The following is a 14746-nucleotide window of genomic DNA, read 5'->3' on the forward strand; positions in this document are numbered from 1 at the left end:
TTTTTCTTTTGGAGCTTTAAAAAAGCGCACCGTCTTTCGATGGTGCGCTTTTTTATTTCAGAAGAGCAAGGTCAGATGTTGCGGATGAAAGACGAGTCCATCTCGGCCGCTCCTGCGGCGATCAATTCCGCCAAGATGTCTTCGGCCAGCCGACCCGGCTCCGTCTCGGCGAAGAAGCGCGAGCGAATGATTTCGAGATATGACGCGTCCAGAAGCCAGGCTGACCACTCGTCCAGAGTGATCGACTGCACCTCCAGCAGCTTGAATTTCATCAGTACCTTGATGGCATGCCGTGCGTGCTTTGCGGGATCGCGCTGAAGACCATCGAGCCGGCGACGCGCAGTGCCCAAGGCTTTCTCGACTTCATTGAAGACACGGCCGTGCCCTGGAATTACCTGCTGCGGTGCCAGCGTTTCGATCCGATCCAGAGTTGCAGCCACATCCCCGAAAGACGGCTCGCCCGCGAGTTCGGGAAAGGCAACACCAAACCCGTTCTCCCACAAGGCGTCTGCCGAGATGAGCGTGCGCGAAACGGGTTCGAACAGGATGATCGAATGAGGGTCGTGACCCGGGGCCCCATGCACTTGCCATGACCGGTCGCCAAGCACGCACTCCGTGCCTGGCCGCAGCAAGCTGGTGAATCCGAACTTCGGACAGATCTGCCCTGTCGCAAGAAAGCTCAAACCACGTTCGTCCCAGCGTTCGACCAGCGCCGCCTCCCCCGGTGGAATCTCGGTCCGAACATCCGGATAACGCCGCTGCAGGGCCGCATTGCCGCCACAGTGGTCGCTGTGCAGATGCGTATTCAGGATCCGGTCGAGCGGGCGGCCTCCCAGGGCCGATTCGACGAGTGCCAAGGTCTGATCGGCATGCGTGGCATACCCGGTGTCGACCAGCGAGGCCTCATCGGTCCCGATGAACAGGATGTTGTTCGAGGAAAGCCAGCCGCGCTCGAAGACGATGAGATTCGCCGGCAGCCCGGACGCGGCGGGCCCGCTCATGTCATGCGCTCGCGGTGGTGCGCAGCTCGCGCCGCAGGATCTTCCCAACGTTTGTCTTCGGCAAGGAATCCCGGAACTCGATGTGCTTGGGCCGCTTGTAGCCCGTGAGCTGCCCGTTGCAGTACTGCAGCACGGCTTCTTCGGTCAGCGCCGCGTCCCGTCGCACGACAAACACCTTGATGGCCTCGCCCTGCTTTTCGTCGGGCACGCCGACAGCGGCGCATTCGACGACGCCGGGGCACAGCGAAATCACATTCTCCAGTTCGTTTGGAAAGACATTGAAGCCACTCACCAGGATCATGTCCTTCTTGCGGTCGACGATGCGGCTGTAGCCGTCTTCCTGCATGAGGGCGATGTCGCCGGTGCGCATGAATCCGTCTGCCGTGAAGGCGGCCGCCGTTTCGGCCGGCTGGTTGTAGTAGCCGGTCATCACGTTCGGGCCCTTGATGCAAAGCTCGCCTGCTGTGCCGATGGGCAGGGAGTTTCCTTCGTCGTCCTTGATCGCAATCTCGATGCTCGGCAGCGGCAAGCCGATGGTGCCCGTGAACTTTGTGTTCGACACCGGATTGTTCGTACCGATCGCACAGGTTTCGCTCATCCCCCAGCCTTCGATCATCGGACAGCCGGTGGCCTCGAACCACCGCTGTGCGGTGCCCTCCGACGCGGCCATTCCGCCTGCCTGCGACACGAACAACGTTGAAAAATCGATCGACTTGAACTCGGGGTGCATCAACAGCGCATTGAACAGCGTGTTCACTGCCGGCAGCATGTGGAACGGCCGCTTCTTGAGCACCGCGATGAACTTGCTGAAGTCGCGCGGATTGGGAATCAGCGTCATGTGCGAGCCTTGGCGGATGACAAGCAGGCAGAGCGTCAGCGCGAAGATGTGATACAGCGGCAATGCCGCGATGCTGTTGACCTTCGACAGATCGCCCGCCCGCGATAGCGCAGGCGTGAACCAGGCCTCCGCCTGCAGGGTCGCCGCGACGATGTTGCGGTGGGTCAGCACCGCGCCCTTGGACAGACCCGTCGTGCCGCCGGTGTACTGCAGGAAGGCGATGGAATCGAGCGTGCTCTGATCTGGTCCCAAGGTCCGTCCGCGTCCCTCGGCGATCACCTTGGAGAACGGCGTGACCGTGCGGCCATCGCTCAGCGGCAGCTTGTAGGGCGGAACCATCTTCGCCAGGTGGCGAACCGCGATCGTGATCCAGGCTCCATAGAACCCCCCCAACAGATCGCCCATCGACGTGACGACCACATGCTTGACCGGCGTGCGCTCGATCACCTGCTCCAAAGTCGCGGCGAAGTTCTCGAGGATGACGATGGCCGTGGCGCCGGAATCCTTCAGCTGATGCTCGAGCTCGCGCGCCGTGTAGAGCGGATTGACGTTGACGCAGGTATAGCCCGCCCGAAGCACGCCGCACATCGTGACCGCGAACTGGGGCACGTTGGGCAGCATGATGGCGACCCGCGCGCCTGGCTCGAGGCCGAGCGACTGGAGCCACGCGCCCAGCGCCTTCGACAAAGTGTCGAGCTCCCCGTACGACATCCAGCGCTCCATGCACACCGAGAAGGGCCGTTCGGCGTAGCGGCCGAAGGCTTCGTCGAACATATGGCTCAGAGACCCGTACTGCTCGGGATGGATCTCGTGCGGCACGTCGGCCGGATAGTTGGGGGGTCGCGCGGATGTCTGCATGCAAGCTCCTTTTGCGCGGATTGTGGGAGCCAGATGCATCCCGCCGCCAGCGGGCTTGTCCTAGGAGCGGAGCAGGCGCTGTCGCGCACGCGATAGCGCGCAGCCCGCGAGGAGCATTCTCAGGCCTTGCCGGACTCGCCCGGCAGCAGCACCCCGGCCGGAATGTCAGGCGCCACCTCGAGCGCGCGGTAGAGAGGCGTGAAGTCCGGCGCCGTGAGCTCGAACAACTGCGCAAAACTCTCGATCACGAAGTAGTTGCTTTGGTACGTGTCGATCTTGTAGCGCGTGCGCATGGTCCGCAGCAGGTCGAGCGGCAGCCGGTGCGGTTCGTTGCTGCGCACCGCGTGCTGCAATTCGCCGACGGAACTCAGGATGCCGGCGCCGTAGGCGCGCAGGCCGTCGGCTTGCCGGATCAGCCCGAACTCCACCGTGTACCAATACAGGCGCGCGAGCTTCTCGCCCGCACCCAGTTCGTGCGCCTTGATGCCGCCTTCGCCATAGCGCTGCACGTAGTCCGCAAAGGTCGGGTCGAACAGCATCGGCACATGGCCGAACAGGTCGTGGAACACATCGGGCTCGACGATGTAGTTGAACTCCTCGGGCTTGCGGATCCAGTCGGTCACCGGAAACTTGCGGTTCGCCAGCAAGGTGAAGAACGGTAGCTCGGGAATCAGCCCCGGCACCGCGACGATTTCCCAACCGGTGGCGCGATGCAGCCGTTCGTTGATTTCCTCGAAGCGAGGAATGTGGTCCTTCACGCCCAGCGACGGCAGGGCCTTGATGAACGCATCGCAAGCCAGCCCCGGCAACTGCGCCGCCTGCCGCTCGTAGAGCCGCTTGTAGGTGTCATGGTCGGCCGGCGTGTAGCTGGCCCAGTCCTGCGGGCAGGTGTAGTCGGCATGCACCGCGCCGCCGCGGGAGTAGTCGCCGCGCGGCGGGCGATCCGAAGCGCCGTAAACGGCAGGTTTGACAGCAGCAGTGGCGGCGGCAAGGGTGTCCATGGAAAGTGCTCTCTGGTTATTTGAGCCAGTGGTTCATCACGCGCTGAAAGTCGCCGCCGGCTTGCTGCAGATGCAGCCATTGGTCGACATAAGCCTTGAAGGTCACGTCGTCGCGCGGCAGCATCCACGCCATTTCGCCGTACTGCAATGGCTTCTCGGGATTGATGGCGCAGAGCCCGGGCTTGAGCTTTTGCTGCGTGATGGCTTCCGCGGACTCGGTCACGAAGACATCGGCGCGGTCGGCAAGGATCTCGTCGAAGATCGTCACGTTCTCGCCGTGCAGCGTGAGCTTGGCCTGCTTGAAGTTCGCGCGTGCGAAGCGCTCGTTGCTGCCGCCCGGATTGAAGATGACCCGGGTCGAAGGCTTGTCGATGTCGGCCACGCTCTGGTACTTGGCCACGTCGGCGCAGCGTGCAATCGGTGCCTTGCCGTTCACCATGTAAGGCGCGCTGAAGAAGGCGCGCTTCTGCCGGTCGGTGGTCACCGAAACGCCGCCGACCGCCACGTCGCACTTGCCGGCCGTGAGGTCGGGCAGCAGGTTCGCCCACGTGGTCTTGACCCACTCGGGCTTGGCTCCGAGGCTGGTGCTGAAACCTGTCATGAGATCGACGTCGATGCCTTCGAACGTCCCGTCGGCTTTCTGAAAGCTGAAAGGCTTGTAGTCGCCCGGTGTGCAGATGCGCAGCACGGCGGCCTTCTGCACAGTGTCCAGGTGCGACACGGCCGCAGGGGCGGGCGGCGCCATCGCGCAACCGGAAAGAACGGCCGCGGCCGCGGTGAGGGTCAGGCCGATCGAAAACGTGCTGTGCATGGAGGCTCCTGGGCAATGAAAAAAAGAGGCGCTTATTTTGGGGCCGTCAGCACGCCACGCCGCATCTGGTCGAGCTCGATGCTCTCGAACAGCGCCTTGAAGTTGCCGTTGCCGAAGCCGTCGTCGCCCTTGCGCTGAATGAACTCGAAGAAGATCGGACCGAGCTGGTTCTCGCTGAAGATCTGCAGCAGCAGCGCGTCCTTCTTGCCGTCGATCAGGATCTTGCGCTTCTGCAGCTCGGACACGCTTTCGCCATGGCCGGGAATGCGCTTGTCGACCAGTTCGTAATACGTGTCGATGGTGTCGAGCAATGTCACGCCCTTGGCGCGCAGCGCATCGACGGTCTCGTACAGGTTGTCCGAGCCCATCGCGATGTGCTGGATGCCTTCGCCGCGGTACATGTCCAGGTACTCCTGGATCTGGCCCGCCTGCTCCTTCCCCTCTTCGTTGATCGGGATGCGGATCTTGCCGCAGGGGCTGGTCATGGCCTTGCTCTTCACGCCCGTCACCTGGCCTTCGATGTCGAAGTACTTGATCTCGCGGAAGTTGAAGAGCTTCTCGTAGAAGCCGGCCCACACATTCATCCGGCCCCGGTACACGTTGTGCGTGAGGTGGTCGATGTAGGTGAGGCCGTTGCCCTTGGGCGCGAGCGCATCCTGAGAGGCAACGTCCGGCAGCGGCTCGAAGTCGACGTCGTAGAAGCCGATGTTCCCGATGTCGCCCGGCTTCGCGCCGTTCTTGCCGGGCCAGCGGTCGACCAGGTAGATCAGGCTGTCGCCGATGCCCTTGATGGCGGGAATATTCAGCTCGCCGGGCCCGGCCTTGTCGGCAAAGCCCCAGGCACCCAGCGAAATCGCGCGCTCGTAGGCCTGCTTGGCATCCTGCACGCGGAAAGCGATGGCGCAGACGCTCGGGCCGTGCTCGCGTGCGAAGCGCTGCGCGAACGAGTCAGGCTCGGCATTCACGATGAAGTTGATCGTGCCTTGGCGGTACAGCAGCACGTTCTTGTGGCGGTGCTTGGCCACCGCTGTGAAGCCCATGCGCTCGAACACCTGGCCCATGGCGACCGGATCCGGCGCCGCGTATTCGATGAATTCGAAGCCGTCGGTCCCCATCGGGTTGTCCCAGGGCGTGAAGGCGGGGGCGTCGGTATGGCTCATGGGTGGGTCTCCAGAAGTGGGTTCGAGTGGCAAGAAATTGCGGTCGGAAAACGAAAAAGCACGCGAAAGCGGCCTTTGCAGCAATGTAGGGCGGATGCCACTCATGTTTTCAGCGTTGTTGGGCGCTGCGGGTGGTCATGACGCAGTAAAACTGCAAAAATACAGACATGGAAGCACTCGACAAGATTGATCGGCTCATATTGCGCACGCTGCAAGCAGACGGGCGTGCCACCTACGACCAGATCGCGGAGCAGGTCAGCCTTTCCCCCAGCGCCGTGCTCAGGCGGGTCAAACGGCTGGAAGAAAGCGGTGTGATCGACCGCTACGTGGCGCTCGTTCGCCCGGAGGTCATCGGCCTTGGCCTCACCGCCTACTTGAATGTGCGGCTCGAAAAGCACACCGAAAGCCACAAGCGCAACCCCATGGACCTGTTCCGGGCCAGCGTCCAGACCTGGCCCGAGGTGGTCGAATGCGCGGCGTTGACCGGGGAGATGGACTATCTCTTGCGCGTGGTGGTGGCCGACATGGGCCACTACAGCCGCTTCATCATGGACACCCTGCTCAAGCACCCCAGCGTCGAAGACTGCAAGACCAGCTTCGTGCTCGACCGTGTCAAGGCCACAACGGCTGTACCGGTTTAGCAACGGGTTCGTTGCTCGAATCACACGCGATTTGGTATTGGTTCACAAATGACAACCGGAAGTACCCGTTCGGACTTGTTGATTAAGGGAAAACCCTTATATTTGAACCATGCTCTCCGCCAAGACCCTGATTCAAGCGTCTCTCGGCCTCGGCTCTTTCCTGAAGGCGCCGATGGTTGAGGCGCAACCGCGCGCGACCCGCGCGCCCCAGCCCGTCATGGTGCCGATCCGCTCGATCGGCCCGCGCGAACGCGACCGCATCGCCCGCCATCTTCTGGCGCTGACCCCTCATGACCGCTACTTGCGCTTCGGCTACGCCGCGTCGGACGAGCAGGTGCAGCGCTACGTCGACGGCCTCGACTTCGACCGCGACGAGCTCTTCGGCATCTACAACCGCCGCCTCGACCTGATTGCCATGGCGCACCTGGCGTTCGCGCCGGACGACCAGCACAGCGACTGCGCCGAGTTCGGCGTGTCCGTGGCGGCGCATGCGCGCGGCCGCGGCTACGGAGCCCGCCTGTTCGAGCGTGCCGTGGTCGTGGCGCGCAACGAAGGCGTGGGCATGCTCTTCATCCATGCGCTGAGCGAAAACGCCGCCATGCTGAAGATCGCCCGCAACGCCGGCGCCACCGTGGTGCGCAGCGGCTCGGAGTCCGAGGCGCATCTGCAGCTGCCGAGCGCCACCTTCGACAGCCGCATGAGCGAAATTGCGCTCGAGCACTACGCGGCGGTCGACTACCACCTCAAGACCCGCGCCAAGCAGTTCTGGGCCTTTCTCGCGAGCCTGCAGGAAGTGCGCAGCGGCATGAGGGACGCGCGCAGCAAGTCGGCCCCATAGGGGCGCCGCTGGCCGTTGCAGGCGCAGCTCTCCGGGCGGTTTCGGCGGCGGCTGGATTTGTTTCTTTCCGTGGCGGAATTGCCGGGGGTAGAGCCTGTCACACGCAATCCGGTATCCTTGTATCTCTTCAACTACGCCTCCCGCAGTGGCCGAACCTCACCCTGAACGCGCACCCGTCGAACGGGAAGACAAGCGCGGCTTTCTCCAGAAACTGGCCGAATTCATCCACCCCGGTCCCGACTCGCGCGACGAGTTGATCGAAACCTTGGCCGACGCCGAGGACAACGAGGTGATCGGCGCCGAATCGCGCGTGATGCTCGAAGGCGTGCTGCGCATGGCCGACATGACGGCCGGCGACGTGATGGTGGCCGCCCCGCGCATGGACCTGGTGAACATCGACGCGCCGTTCGACGCGTTGCTGCATCTGGTCATCGACACCGCGCACTCGCGCTTTCCGGTGTACGAGGGCGAAAAAGAAAACATCATCGGCATCCTGCTCGCGAAAGACCTGCTCAAGCTGCAACGCGCGCCGGGGCTCAACATCCGCGCGCTGCTGCGCCCGGCCACCTTCGTGCCCGAAAGCAAGGGCCTGAACGACCTGCTGCGCGAGTTCCGCGGCAACCGCAACCACCTGGCCATCGTCATCGACGAGTTCGGCCGTGTGGCCGGCCTCATCACCATCGAGGACGTGCTCGAGCAGATCGTCGGCGAAATCGAAGACGAGTTCGACATTGCCGAAGACGAGGGCGACATCTTCGGCCTGGCCGACCACACCTACCGCGTCTCGGGCGACACGCCCATCGAGCGCGTGGCCGAGGCCTTCGGCATCACCTTCGACGAAGAACAGCTGAGCGAAGACTTCGACACCATCGGCGGCCTCATCGCGCACGAGATGGGCCACGTGCCCAAGCGAGGCGAACACCACGCCATCGGCGGCTTCGACTTCGTGGTGCTGCACACCAAGGGCGGCGCCGTGCGCTGGTTCAAGGTGTCCCCGGCCCGCGGCAGCGACGCGGCCGACTGATGCCGTTGCCCGCAGCGGCCACGCTCCGCACCTCGCGCACCTTTTCCGCTGTCGGCCTGCTGCGCCTTCTCGGCTTTGCTTTCGCGGGTCTTGCGCAGGCCGCCGCCATTGCCTGGCCCGCGAACGGCCAGCCGCTGTGGTGGCTGCAGCTGATCTCGCTGGCGGCGCTCGTCGGCCTGCTGGACCGGCTGCGCGCCGAGGGCGCCGGCTGGCGTCGCGCCGGCCTGCATGGCTGGGTCTTCTCGGCGGCCTGGCTCACCGGCAGCTTCTGGTGGCTCTTCATCTCGATGCACACCTACGGCGGGCTTCCGGCACCGCTCGCGGCCATTGCGGTGCTCGCGCTTGCGGCGGCGCTCGGGCTCTATTACGCCGCCGCCTGTGCCTGGTTCGTCACCCGAGGACCGAGAGGGGCCGTGGCCGGCGCCTTGGTGTTCGCCGCGCTGTGGACGCTGGCCGAGCTCGTGCGCGGCAGCTGGTTCACCGGATTCCCTTGGGGTGCCGGCGGCTACGCGCATGTCGAGGGGCCACTGGCAGCCTGGGCACCGTGGATCGGTGTGTACGGCATCGGCGCATTCGCAGCCATCGCGGCCGCGCTGGTCGCGCTCACACGGCCTGCGCGCACCGCGGCGCTCGCGCAGTCGCTGGTCGTGATCGCCGCCGTGTTCGCGGCGCCGCACTTGATCGATCCGCTGCCCGCCGACGCACGAGGCGAAAAGGGTTCCAGCGGCAAGCTGCAGATGGCACTGCTCCAAGGCAACATCCCGCAAGACGAGAAATTCATTCCCGGCGGCGGCATCGACCTGGCGCTGCGCTGGTATGGCGAACAGCTGCGCGACGCCAAGGCCTCGCTCGTGGTCACGCCCGAAACCGCGCTGCCGCTGCTGCCGCAGCAACTGCCCGCCGGCTACCTCGAGGCCATCCAGGCGCGCTACAGCCAAGGCGCGCAAGCCGCCATCGTCGGCCTTCCGATGGGTGGCCAGGGCACCTACCGCAACGCGGTGCTCGGCTTCCAGCCCGGCGCCGCAGAGCCCTACAGCTACAGCAAGCACCATCTGGTGCCGTTCGGCGAATTCATTCCACCGGGCTTTCGCTGGTTCATCCGCATGATGAACATTCCGCTCGGCGACTTCGCGCGCGGCGGCCTGGCGCAGGCGCCTTTCGCGTGGCAGGGCCAGCGTATCGCGCCGAACATCTGCTACGAAGACCTGTTCGGCGACGAGATCGGCGCCAACTTCAAGGACGAGGCCACGGCGCCGACCATCCTGCTCAACGTGAGCAACATCGCATGGTTCGGCAACTCGGTCGCCATCGACCAGCACCTGGCCATCTCGCGCATGCGCTCGCTCGAATTCGCGCGCCCGATGGTGCGGGCCACCAACACCGGCGCGACCGTGGTCATCGATGCCGAAGGCCGCGTCACGCACCGGTTGCCGCGGCTCACGCGCGGCGTGCTCGAAGCGTCGGTCGAAGGCCGCACAGGGCTCACGCCCTATGCGCGCTGGGTGGCGCCGTTCGGCCTCTGGCCGCTGTGGATTGCTGCGATCGCCGTCGTCGTCATCGCTTTCCTACTGCGCCGCCGCAAGGCCTGAAGCAGAGCGCCAACGTCAGGCCGTTGCCGGAGCGGCCTTCACAGGCCAGTCGCGCAGCTTGCCCGGGTTCAGCAGCCCCATCGGATCGAAGCGTTTCTTCATCTCGATGACTTCGGGCGGCAGCGGCCCACCCGCCTTACCGTCCTCCACGATGTTGACGTGCGGGTTGTTGATGTGCACGTTGTGCGCACGGTGAATGTCGATGATCTCCGCGAGCCTCTCTTCGGTGGTGAAGCGAACCAGCTGAAGCCCGCTGCAGGTCATGAGCCCCGCCACGTTGCGGATGAACTCGATGTGCATCATCACCTCGCCGCCGAGCAGTTTTTCCATCTCGATGACCTGCTCGACATGCCGGCCCGGCACGAAGCCGCTTTGCAGATAGGTCAGCGTCGGGTCGACTTTCAGCGCATGCAGCGTGGTGTGGTTCCAGGTGAACTCCATCAGCGTGCGGTTGCTCTTCTGCACTTCGGCCGCCGTCTTGCGGTAGCCGACGGTGCCGCCATGCGCCTCGGCCAGCAGCAGCATTGCCGGCTCGCAAGACTCGGCCACAAGCGACAGCACCGTGTGGCAGCCCTCGGGCAAATGCGCCGCTAGCTGTGCCAGGTGATCGGAAGTGGGCGCGGCGAAGAAGGCGACCTCCCGCTTCACGATGCCGGGCGCGTTCGCGAGCTTGTCGGCGAAGTGCAGTGCGTCTTCGAACTTGTCGAAGGTCACCAGTGTTTCGAGCCAAGGGTGCGCCGGCGCGAGTGCGATCTCCAGTTCCAGCACGAGCCCGTTGGTGCCCCAGAGGTGGTGCATGCGCATGGCCTCGGCACCGCGCAGCTCGACCATCCGAGGCTCGGCCTCGATGGTCATGGCGCGGATGCCGAGCACGTTGCCGGGCGCGCCGAGCGGGCCGTAGTTGATCGAACCCACGCCGCCGAAACCGCCGCCGAACAGGCCCCCCAGCGTGGCGCTGCGGTAGGTCGAGGGCACGCAGCGCATCTCCTGGCCGGAGGGCTTGGTCTGCTTCTCGAGCTCGCCCAGGCGAATGCCGGCCTGCGCGCGCGCCACGCCGGGCTTTGCCCACAGGAAGGCGTTGTAGCCCGTCATGTCGAGCACCACCCCGCCCGCCAGCGGCGTGGTCTGTCCATAGTTGCCGGTGCCGCTGCCGCGAAGGGTGATGGGCACGTTGCGTCGCGCGCAGGCGCCGACCACTGCTCGGATTTCGTCCTCGGTGCGCGGACGCACGACCACGTCGGCGCGCTTGTCCTTCAATTGGCGGTTCAGCACCGGGCTGAACCAGGAGAAGTCTTGCGACAGACGGGCCACGCGGCTTTCGTCGGTGATCCAGTCGAGTTCGGGCAGCTCGAGCAACAGCTGTTCGATGGCGGAAATGGAGGCGTTCATGGTCAAGGGTTCAATCCTGGGAAAGTTCGCTCGCGTGCCACGAGCCCAGCGCCAGCTTGGTGAGCCAGGCCATCAGCACGAAGAGCGCGACGCCGGTCAGCGAAATGAGCAGCAAGGCCGCGAACATGCGCGGAATGTTCAGCTGAAAGCCGGCCTGCAGAATCTGGTACGCCAGCCCCGCGCCCGAGCCACCCGTGCCGGCCACGAACTCGGCCACCACTGCACCGATCAGCGCGAGGCCGCTCGAGATGCGCAGCCCGCCGAAGAAGTACGGCAGCGCGCTCGGAATGCGCAGCCGCACCAGCTGCTGCCAGCGTGTCGCGCGGTTGAGCTTGAAATAGCTCTGCAGGTCCGGGTCGATGCTGCGCAGGCCCAGCGTGGTGTTGCTGATGATCGGGAACAGCGCCACCAGCGCGGCGCACACCGTCATTGCGGCCACCGGGTTTTTCACCCAGATGATGATGAGCGGCGCGACCGCCACGATGGGCGTCACCTGCAGCAGCACCGCATACGGAAAGAGTGCGGTTTCGATGCGTTTGCTCTGCACGAAAAGAAACGAAATCAGCACGCCCGCCACGGTGGCCAGCGCAAACGACAGCAGCGTGATCTTGAGCGTGACCAGCAGCGCATTGCCGAGCGGCACCCAGTCGGTGACGAGTGTCTGCACCATCAGGAACGGCGAGGGCACCAGGTAGGGCGGCAGTTCCATTGCGACCACCACCCACTGCCAGAGGGCGACCAGCACCACGCCGATGAGCACCGGGTAAAGCACGCGCTGCACGCGCGGCTGGCTTAGAAGGGGCGTGCTCTTTTTCATTGCGCATGCTCCTCGTCGCCTTGGCTCGCGCGCAGCAGGCTGTCCTGCAGGCGCTTGGCATGGCGCGCAAATTCCGGCGTGACCATGAAATCGGGTGTGCGCGGATAGGGCTCGTCGATGTGGAACTGTTCCACCACGCGACCCGGCCGCGCGGCCATCATCACCACGCGGGTCGAGAGGAACACCGCCTCGTGAATCGAGTGCGTCACGAAAATCACCGTGAGCTTCTTCTTGCGCCAGAGGTCGAGCAGATCGGCGTCGAGCTTGTGGCGCGTGATCTCGTCGAGTGCGCCGAAGGGCTCGTCCATCAGCAGCAGGTCGGGCTGGGTGACCAGCCCGCGCGCGATCGACACGCGCATCTGCATGCCACCCGAGAGCGCGCGCGGCAACGCATCGGCAAACTTATCGAGCCCCACCAGTGCAAGCGATTCCATCACCCGTGCATCGGCCTCCTTGCGCGGCACGCCGGCCAGGTCGAGCGGCAGCCGCACGTTGGTGCGCACGCTGGCCCATGGCATCAACGTGGCCGACTGGAACACGAACGACAGCTTGTGCGGGCAGCTGTGGATTTCCGCCACCGGCTTGCGCCACACAAGCAGCCGCCCGTCGCTGGGCTCGAGCATGCCCGCCACCATCTTGAGCAGCGTGCTCTTGCCGCAGCCCGAAGGGCCCAGCAGCGTGACGAATTCGCCTTCGGCGATCGACAGGTCCACCGGCAGCAGCGCCTGTGTGCCGTTCGGGTAAGTCTTTTCGGCCGAGAGCACTTCCACCGCGGGCACGGCAGGCACCGCGGGCGGCGCAAGGGTGTGAGGTTCGATGCGATTCATGAAAGGAAGGCTCAGGGCAGAACCTTGGCGTCCTTGACGAACTCGGTCGTGTAGGTCTTCGCGAGCTCCACCTTCGCCGGGTCGAGCAGCTTGGCGCTCACGAGAAAGTCGTAGCTCGCCTTGGAACGCGCGTCGGTCATCACGCCGATGCCGAGTGTGGCCGCGTCGCCGCCGGTGACCATGCCCATTTCCTTCAGCTTGGCGACGCTGTAGGCCAGTTGGTCGTCGGTCATGTTGGGGTTGTCCTTCTTGATCAGCGCGTTGGCGGGCGCCGGGTCGGCGAGGTAGCTCTTCCAGCCTTCGGCCGAAGCCTTCACGAAGGCCGCCACTTGCTTGCTGCGATCCTTCACGGTCTTTTCCATGCACGACACCGTGGTGGCATACGCCGGAAAGCCGTGGTCGCTGAACATCAGCACCGTGCTCTTCACGCCGGCTTTCTGGATCGCGTAGGGCTCCGAGGTCAGGTAGCCCTGCTGCGCGGTGTTCTTGTCGGCCACGAAGGGCTGGATGTTGAAGGTGTAGGGACGCGTCTGTTCGTCGGTGAAGCCGAACTTCGCCTTGAGCCACGGCCAGTAGCCGCGGTTGGCCTGCGCGCCGATCAGCAGCGTCTTGCCCTTGAGGTCCTCGAACTTCTTGACGTCGTCGTGCGCGATCAGGACCTGCGGATCCTTCTGGAAGAAGGCGGCCACATTGACCACCGGCACGCCGCCTTCGCGTACCTGCATCATCTGGATGTCGCTCGAACCCATGATGCAGTCGGCCTGGCCCGCGGCCATCATCTGCGTGATGTTGACCTGGGGGCCGCCCATCTTGATGGTCACGTCGAGTCCGTGCTTCTTGTAGATGCCCTGCGCCACCGCCTGGTAGAAGCCGCCATGCTCGGCTTGCGCGTACCAGTTGGTCATGTAGGTGAACTTGTCCTGCGCCTGGGCCGGTACGGCGGCGGCGAACAGTGCGAGCGCGGCGGCGCCGGCCATGGAAAGAGAAAAAGAAGAACGCATGGTGGGAACCTCTCGAGGTGGGTGGAAGAACGGTTGAAGAAGAAGGAAGCCAGCGAACCGATGCAAGGAGCGCGCCTCAGGCGGGCTCGAACGACTGCTGGACAAAGCCCTGCTGGTGGCCGCGCTCCCAGGTCGCCTCTTCGCGCACCACCCAGCGCAGGGCATGGAGCTCCGTCAGCGCCTGCGCCCAGCTGTCCGAGAGCGTGTCGAGAATTTCTTCGCCCTGTTCGCGCGTGGCGCTGGTGGGATCGCCGATCACGCCGCTCGGGCCGAAGTCACGCGCGGTCCATGCGCAGGCCGGGCGGCCGTCGGCCGACAGCAGCTTGATCGGGAACGGCGGCGGAAAGTTGGCGGCTGCGCGCTCCATGTGCACGGTGTCGGGCGACAGCGCGAGCATCAACGCCGTCTCGGAATGGCCGGCGTGCATCGACAAGCGCTTTTCCTGCTCGCCGATCTGCTTGCTCGAGGCGTTCGGCAGGCGCGAAACGCCGTGCGGCACCACCACGAAGTCGCCGTGCCGCAGGCGCAGTTCACGCGCCGCCATTTCCAGCACCTGCGGCTGGCCGCCGTGGCCGTTGGCAAACAGCAGTTTGCGAAAGCCCGCGCGGTAGACCGATTCGCCGATCTCGGTCACCGTCGACAAGAGCGTGGTGCCGGTGAGCGTCATGGTGCCGGGAAAGTGCAGGTGCTCTTCCGATTTGCCATAGGTGATGGTGGGCAGCGCAAAGGCCCGCACTTCGGGCGGCAGCTTTTCGAGCGCCTTGCCCATCACGCCCGAGGCGATCACGCTGTCGACCGAGCAGGGCAGGTGCGGGCCGTGCTGCTCGATGGCGCCGCACGGCAGCACGATGACCGTGTTCTCGCGATCGGGCAGGGCGGCGATTTCCGTCCAGCTCAGGTAGGGCAGGAAGCGGTGGGGCGGTATGTAGCCGTGGAGCATGGCAGGTCCTT

At 64.8% G+C, this 14746-nt stretch carries 14 protein-coding genes; 4 read left to right on the forward strand and 10 right to left on the reverse strand.

The window, feature by feature from the left end:
* Positions 1–71 precede the first annotated feature (71 nt).
* From QFZ42_RS00005 to hppD, 5 genes are all read right to left on the reverse strand, one after another.
* Entirely contained in the window at positions 72–1001 is a 930-nt protein-coding gene (locus QFZ42_RS00005; protein ID WP_307698976.1) for an MBL fold metallo-hydrolase, read from the reverse strand.
* 1 nt (position 1002) lies between these two features.
* On the reverse strand, positions 1003–2697 hold the full coding sequence (locus QFZ42_RS00010; RefSeq protein WP_307698977.1) for an AMP-binding protein: 1695 nt from the start codon (positions 2695–2697) through the stop codon (positions 1003–1005).
* A gap of 119 nt (positions 2698–2816) precedes the next feature.
* Complete coding sequence (gene phhA, locus QFZ42_RS00015) at positions 2817–3698, reverse strand: phenylalanine 4-monooxygenase (protein ID WP_307698978.1); 882 nt, start codon at positions 3696–3698, stop codon at positions 2817–2819.
* A 16-nt stretch (positions 3699–3714) separates the two neighbouring features.
* Positions 3715–4509: a transporter substrate-binding domain-containing protein gene (locus QFZ42_RS00020; RefSeq protein ID WP_307698979.1), complete on the reverse strand. Its 795-nt coding sequence runs from the start codon at positions 4507–4509 to the stop codon at positions 3715–3717.
* A gap of 32 nt (positions 4510–4541) precedes the next feature.
* Positions 4542–5669: a 4-hydroxyphenylpyruvate dioxygenase gene (hppD, locus tag QFZ42_RS00025; protein ID WP_307698980.1), complete on the reverse strand. Its 1128-nt coding sequence runs from the start codon at positions 5667–5669 to the stop codon at positions 4542–4544.
* 167 nt (positions 5670–5836) lie between these two features.
* On the opposite strand from hppD, the gene QFZ42_RS00030 reads away from it, so the two are divergent.
* The 4 genes from QFZ42_RS00030 to lnt all read left to right on the forward strand — a co-directional run bounded on the left by QFZ42_RS00030 (position 5837) and on the right by lnt (position 9761).
* Positions 5837–6310: an Lrp/AsnC family transcriptional regulator gene (locus QFZ42_RS00030; protein WP_157616096.1), complete on the forward strand. Its 474-nt coding sequence runs from the start codon at positions 5837–5839 to the stop codon at positions 6308–6310.
* A 109-nt stretch (positions 6311–6419) separates the two neighbouring features.
* Positions 6420–7148 carry a GNAT family N-acetyltransferase gene (locus tag QFZ42_RS00035; protein ID WP_307698981.1) on the forward strand — a complete coding sequence of 243 codons (729 nt, stop codon included), beginning with the start codon at positions 6420–6422 and terminating at the stop codon, positions 7146–7148.
* Between the two features lie 145 nt (positions 7149–7293).
* Positions 7294–8172, forward strand: a complete 879-nt coding sequence (locus QFZ42_RS00040) for an HlyC/CorC family transporter (protein ID WP_307698982.1) — start codon at positions 7294–7296, stop codon at positions 8170–8172.
* Entirely contained in the window at positions 8172–9761 is a 1590-nt protein-coding gene (lnt, locus tag QFZ42_RS00045; protein ID WP_307698983.1) for an apolipoprotein N-acyltransferase, read from the forward strand. The genes QFZ42_RS00040 and lnt overlap by 1 nt, the downstream gene beginning before the upstream one ends.
* 15 nt (positions 9762–9776) lie before the next feature.
* On the opposite strand, the gene QFZ42_RS00050 is transcribed toward lnt, so the two are convergent.
* The 5 genes from QFZ42_RS00050 to QFZ42_RS00070 form a co-directional block, all read right to left on the reverse strand.
* Positions 9777–11150 carry an FAD-binding oxidoreductase gene (locus QFZ42_RS00050; protein ID WP_307698984.1) on the reverse strand — a complete coding sequence of 458 codons (1374 nt, stop codon included), beginning with the start codon at positions 11148–11150 and terminating at the stop codon, positions 9777–9779.
* 10 nt (positions 11151–11160) lie between these two features.
* Positions 11161–11967, reverse strand: a complete 807-nt coding sequence (locus QFZ42_RS00055) for an ABC transporter permease (RefSeq protein WP_307698985.1) — start codon at positions 11965–11967, stop codon at positions 11161–11163.
* Complete coding sequence (locus tag QFZ42_RS00060; RefSeq protein ID WP_307698986.1) at positions 11964–12794, reverse strand: ABC transporter ATP-binding protein; 831 nt, start codon at positions 12792–12794, stop codon at positions 11964–11966. The genes QFZ42_RS00055 and QFZ42_RS00060 overlap by 4 nt, the downstream gene beginning before the upstream one ends.
* Positions 12795–12805: 11 nt before the next feature.
* On the reverse strand, positions 12806–13795 hold the full coding sequence (locus QFZ42_RS00065; RefSeq protein ID WP_307698987.1) for an ABC transporter substrate-binding protein: 990 nt from the start codon (positions 13793–13795) through the stop codon (positions 12806–12808).
* A 76-nt stretch (positions 13796–13871) separates the two neighbouring features.
* Complete coding sequence (locus QFZ42_RS00070; protein WP_307698988.1) at positions 13872–14735, reverse strand: creatininase family protein; 864 nt, start codon at positions 14733–14735, stop codon at positions 13872–13874.
* Positions 14736–14746 lie beyond the last annotated feature (11 nt).

Origin of the sequence: Variovorax paradoxus (assembly GCF_030815855.1) — a bacterium.
In the GTDB taxonomy this organism is placed as follows: domain Bacteria; phylum Pseudomonadota; class Gammaproteobacteria; order Burkholderiales; family Burkholderiaceae_C; genus Variovorax; species Variovorax paradoxus_M.

Coding starts and splice junctions, on each gene's coding strand:
- lnt (WP_307698983.1), top strand. CDS start 8,172: ATGCCGTTGCCCGCAGCGGCCACGCTCCGCACCTCGCGCACCTTTTCC.
- hppD (WP_307698980.1), bottom strand. CDS start 5,669: ATGAGCCATACCGACGCCCCCGCCTTCACGCCCTGGGACAACCCGATG.
- QFZ42_RS00055 (WP_307698985.1), bottom strand. CDS start 11,967: ATGAAAAAGAGCACGCCCCTTCTAAGCCAGCCGCGCGTGCAGCGCGTG.
- QFZ42_RS00005 (WP_307698976.1), bottom strand. CDS start 1,001: ATGAGCGGGCCCGCCGCGTCCGGGCTGCCGGCGAATCTCATCGTCTTC.
- QFZ42_RS00060 (WP_307698986.1), bottom strand. CDS start 12,794: ATGAATCGCATCGAACCTCACACCCTTGCGCCGCCCGCGGTGCCTGCC.
- QFZ42_RS00010 (WP_307698977.1), bottom strand. CDS start 2,697: ATGCAGACATCCGCGCGACCCCCCAACTATCCGGCCGACGTGCCGCAC.
- QFZ42_RS00050 (WP_307698984.1), bottom strand. CDS start 11,150: ATGAACGCCTCCATTTCCGCCATCGAACAGCTGTTGCTCGAGCTGCCC.
- QFZ42_RS00065 (WP_307698987.1), bottom strand. CDS start 13,795: ATGCGTTCTTCTTTTTCTCTTTCCATGGCCGGCGCCGCCGCGCTCGCA.
- QFZ42_RS00035 (WP_307698981.1), top strand. CDS start 6,420: ATGCTCTCCGCCAAGACCCTGATTCAAGCGTCTCTCGGCCTCGGCTCT.
- QFZ42_RS00020 (WP_307698979.1), bottom strand. CDS start 4,509: ATGCACAGCACGTTTTCGATCGGCCTGACCCTCACCGCGGCCGCGGCC.
- QFZ42_RS00030 (WP_157616096.1), top strand. CDS start 5,837: ATGGAAGCACTCGACAAGATTGATCGGCTCATATTGCGCACGCTGCAA.
- QFZ42_RS00070 (WP_307698988.1), bottom strand. CDS start 14,735: ATGCTCCACGGCTACATACCGCCCCACCGCTTCCTGCCCTACCTGAGC.
- phhA (WP_307698978.1), bottom strand. CDS start 3,698: ATGGACACCCTTGCCGCCGCCACTGCTGCTGTCAAACCTGCCGTTTAC.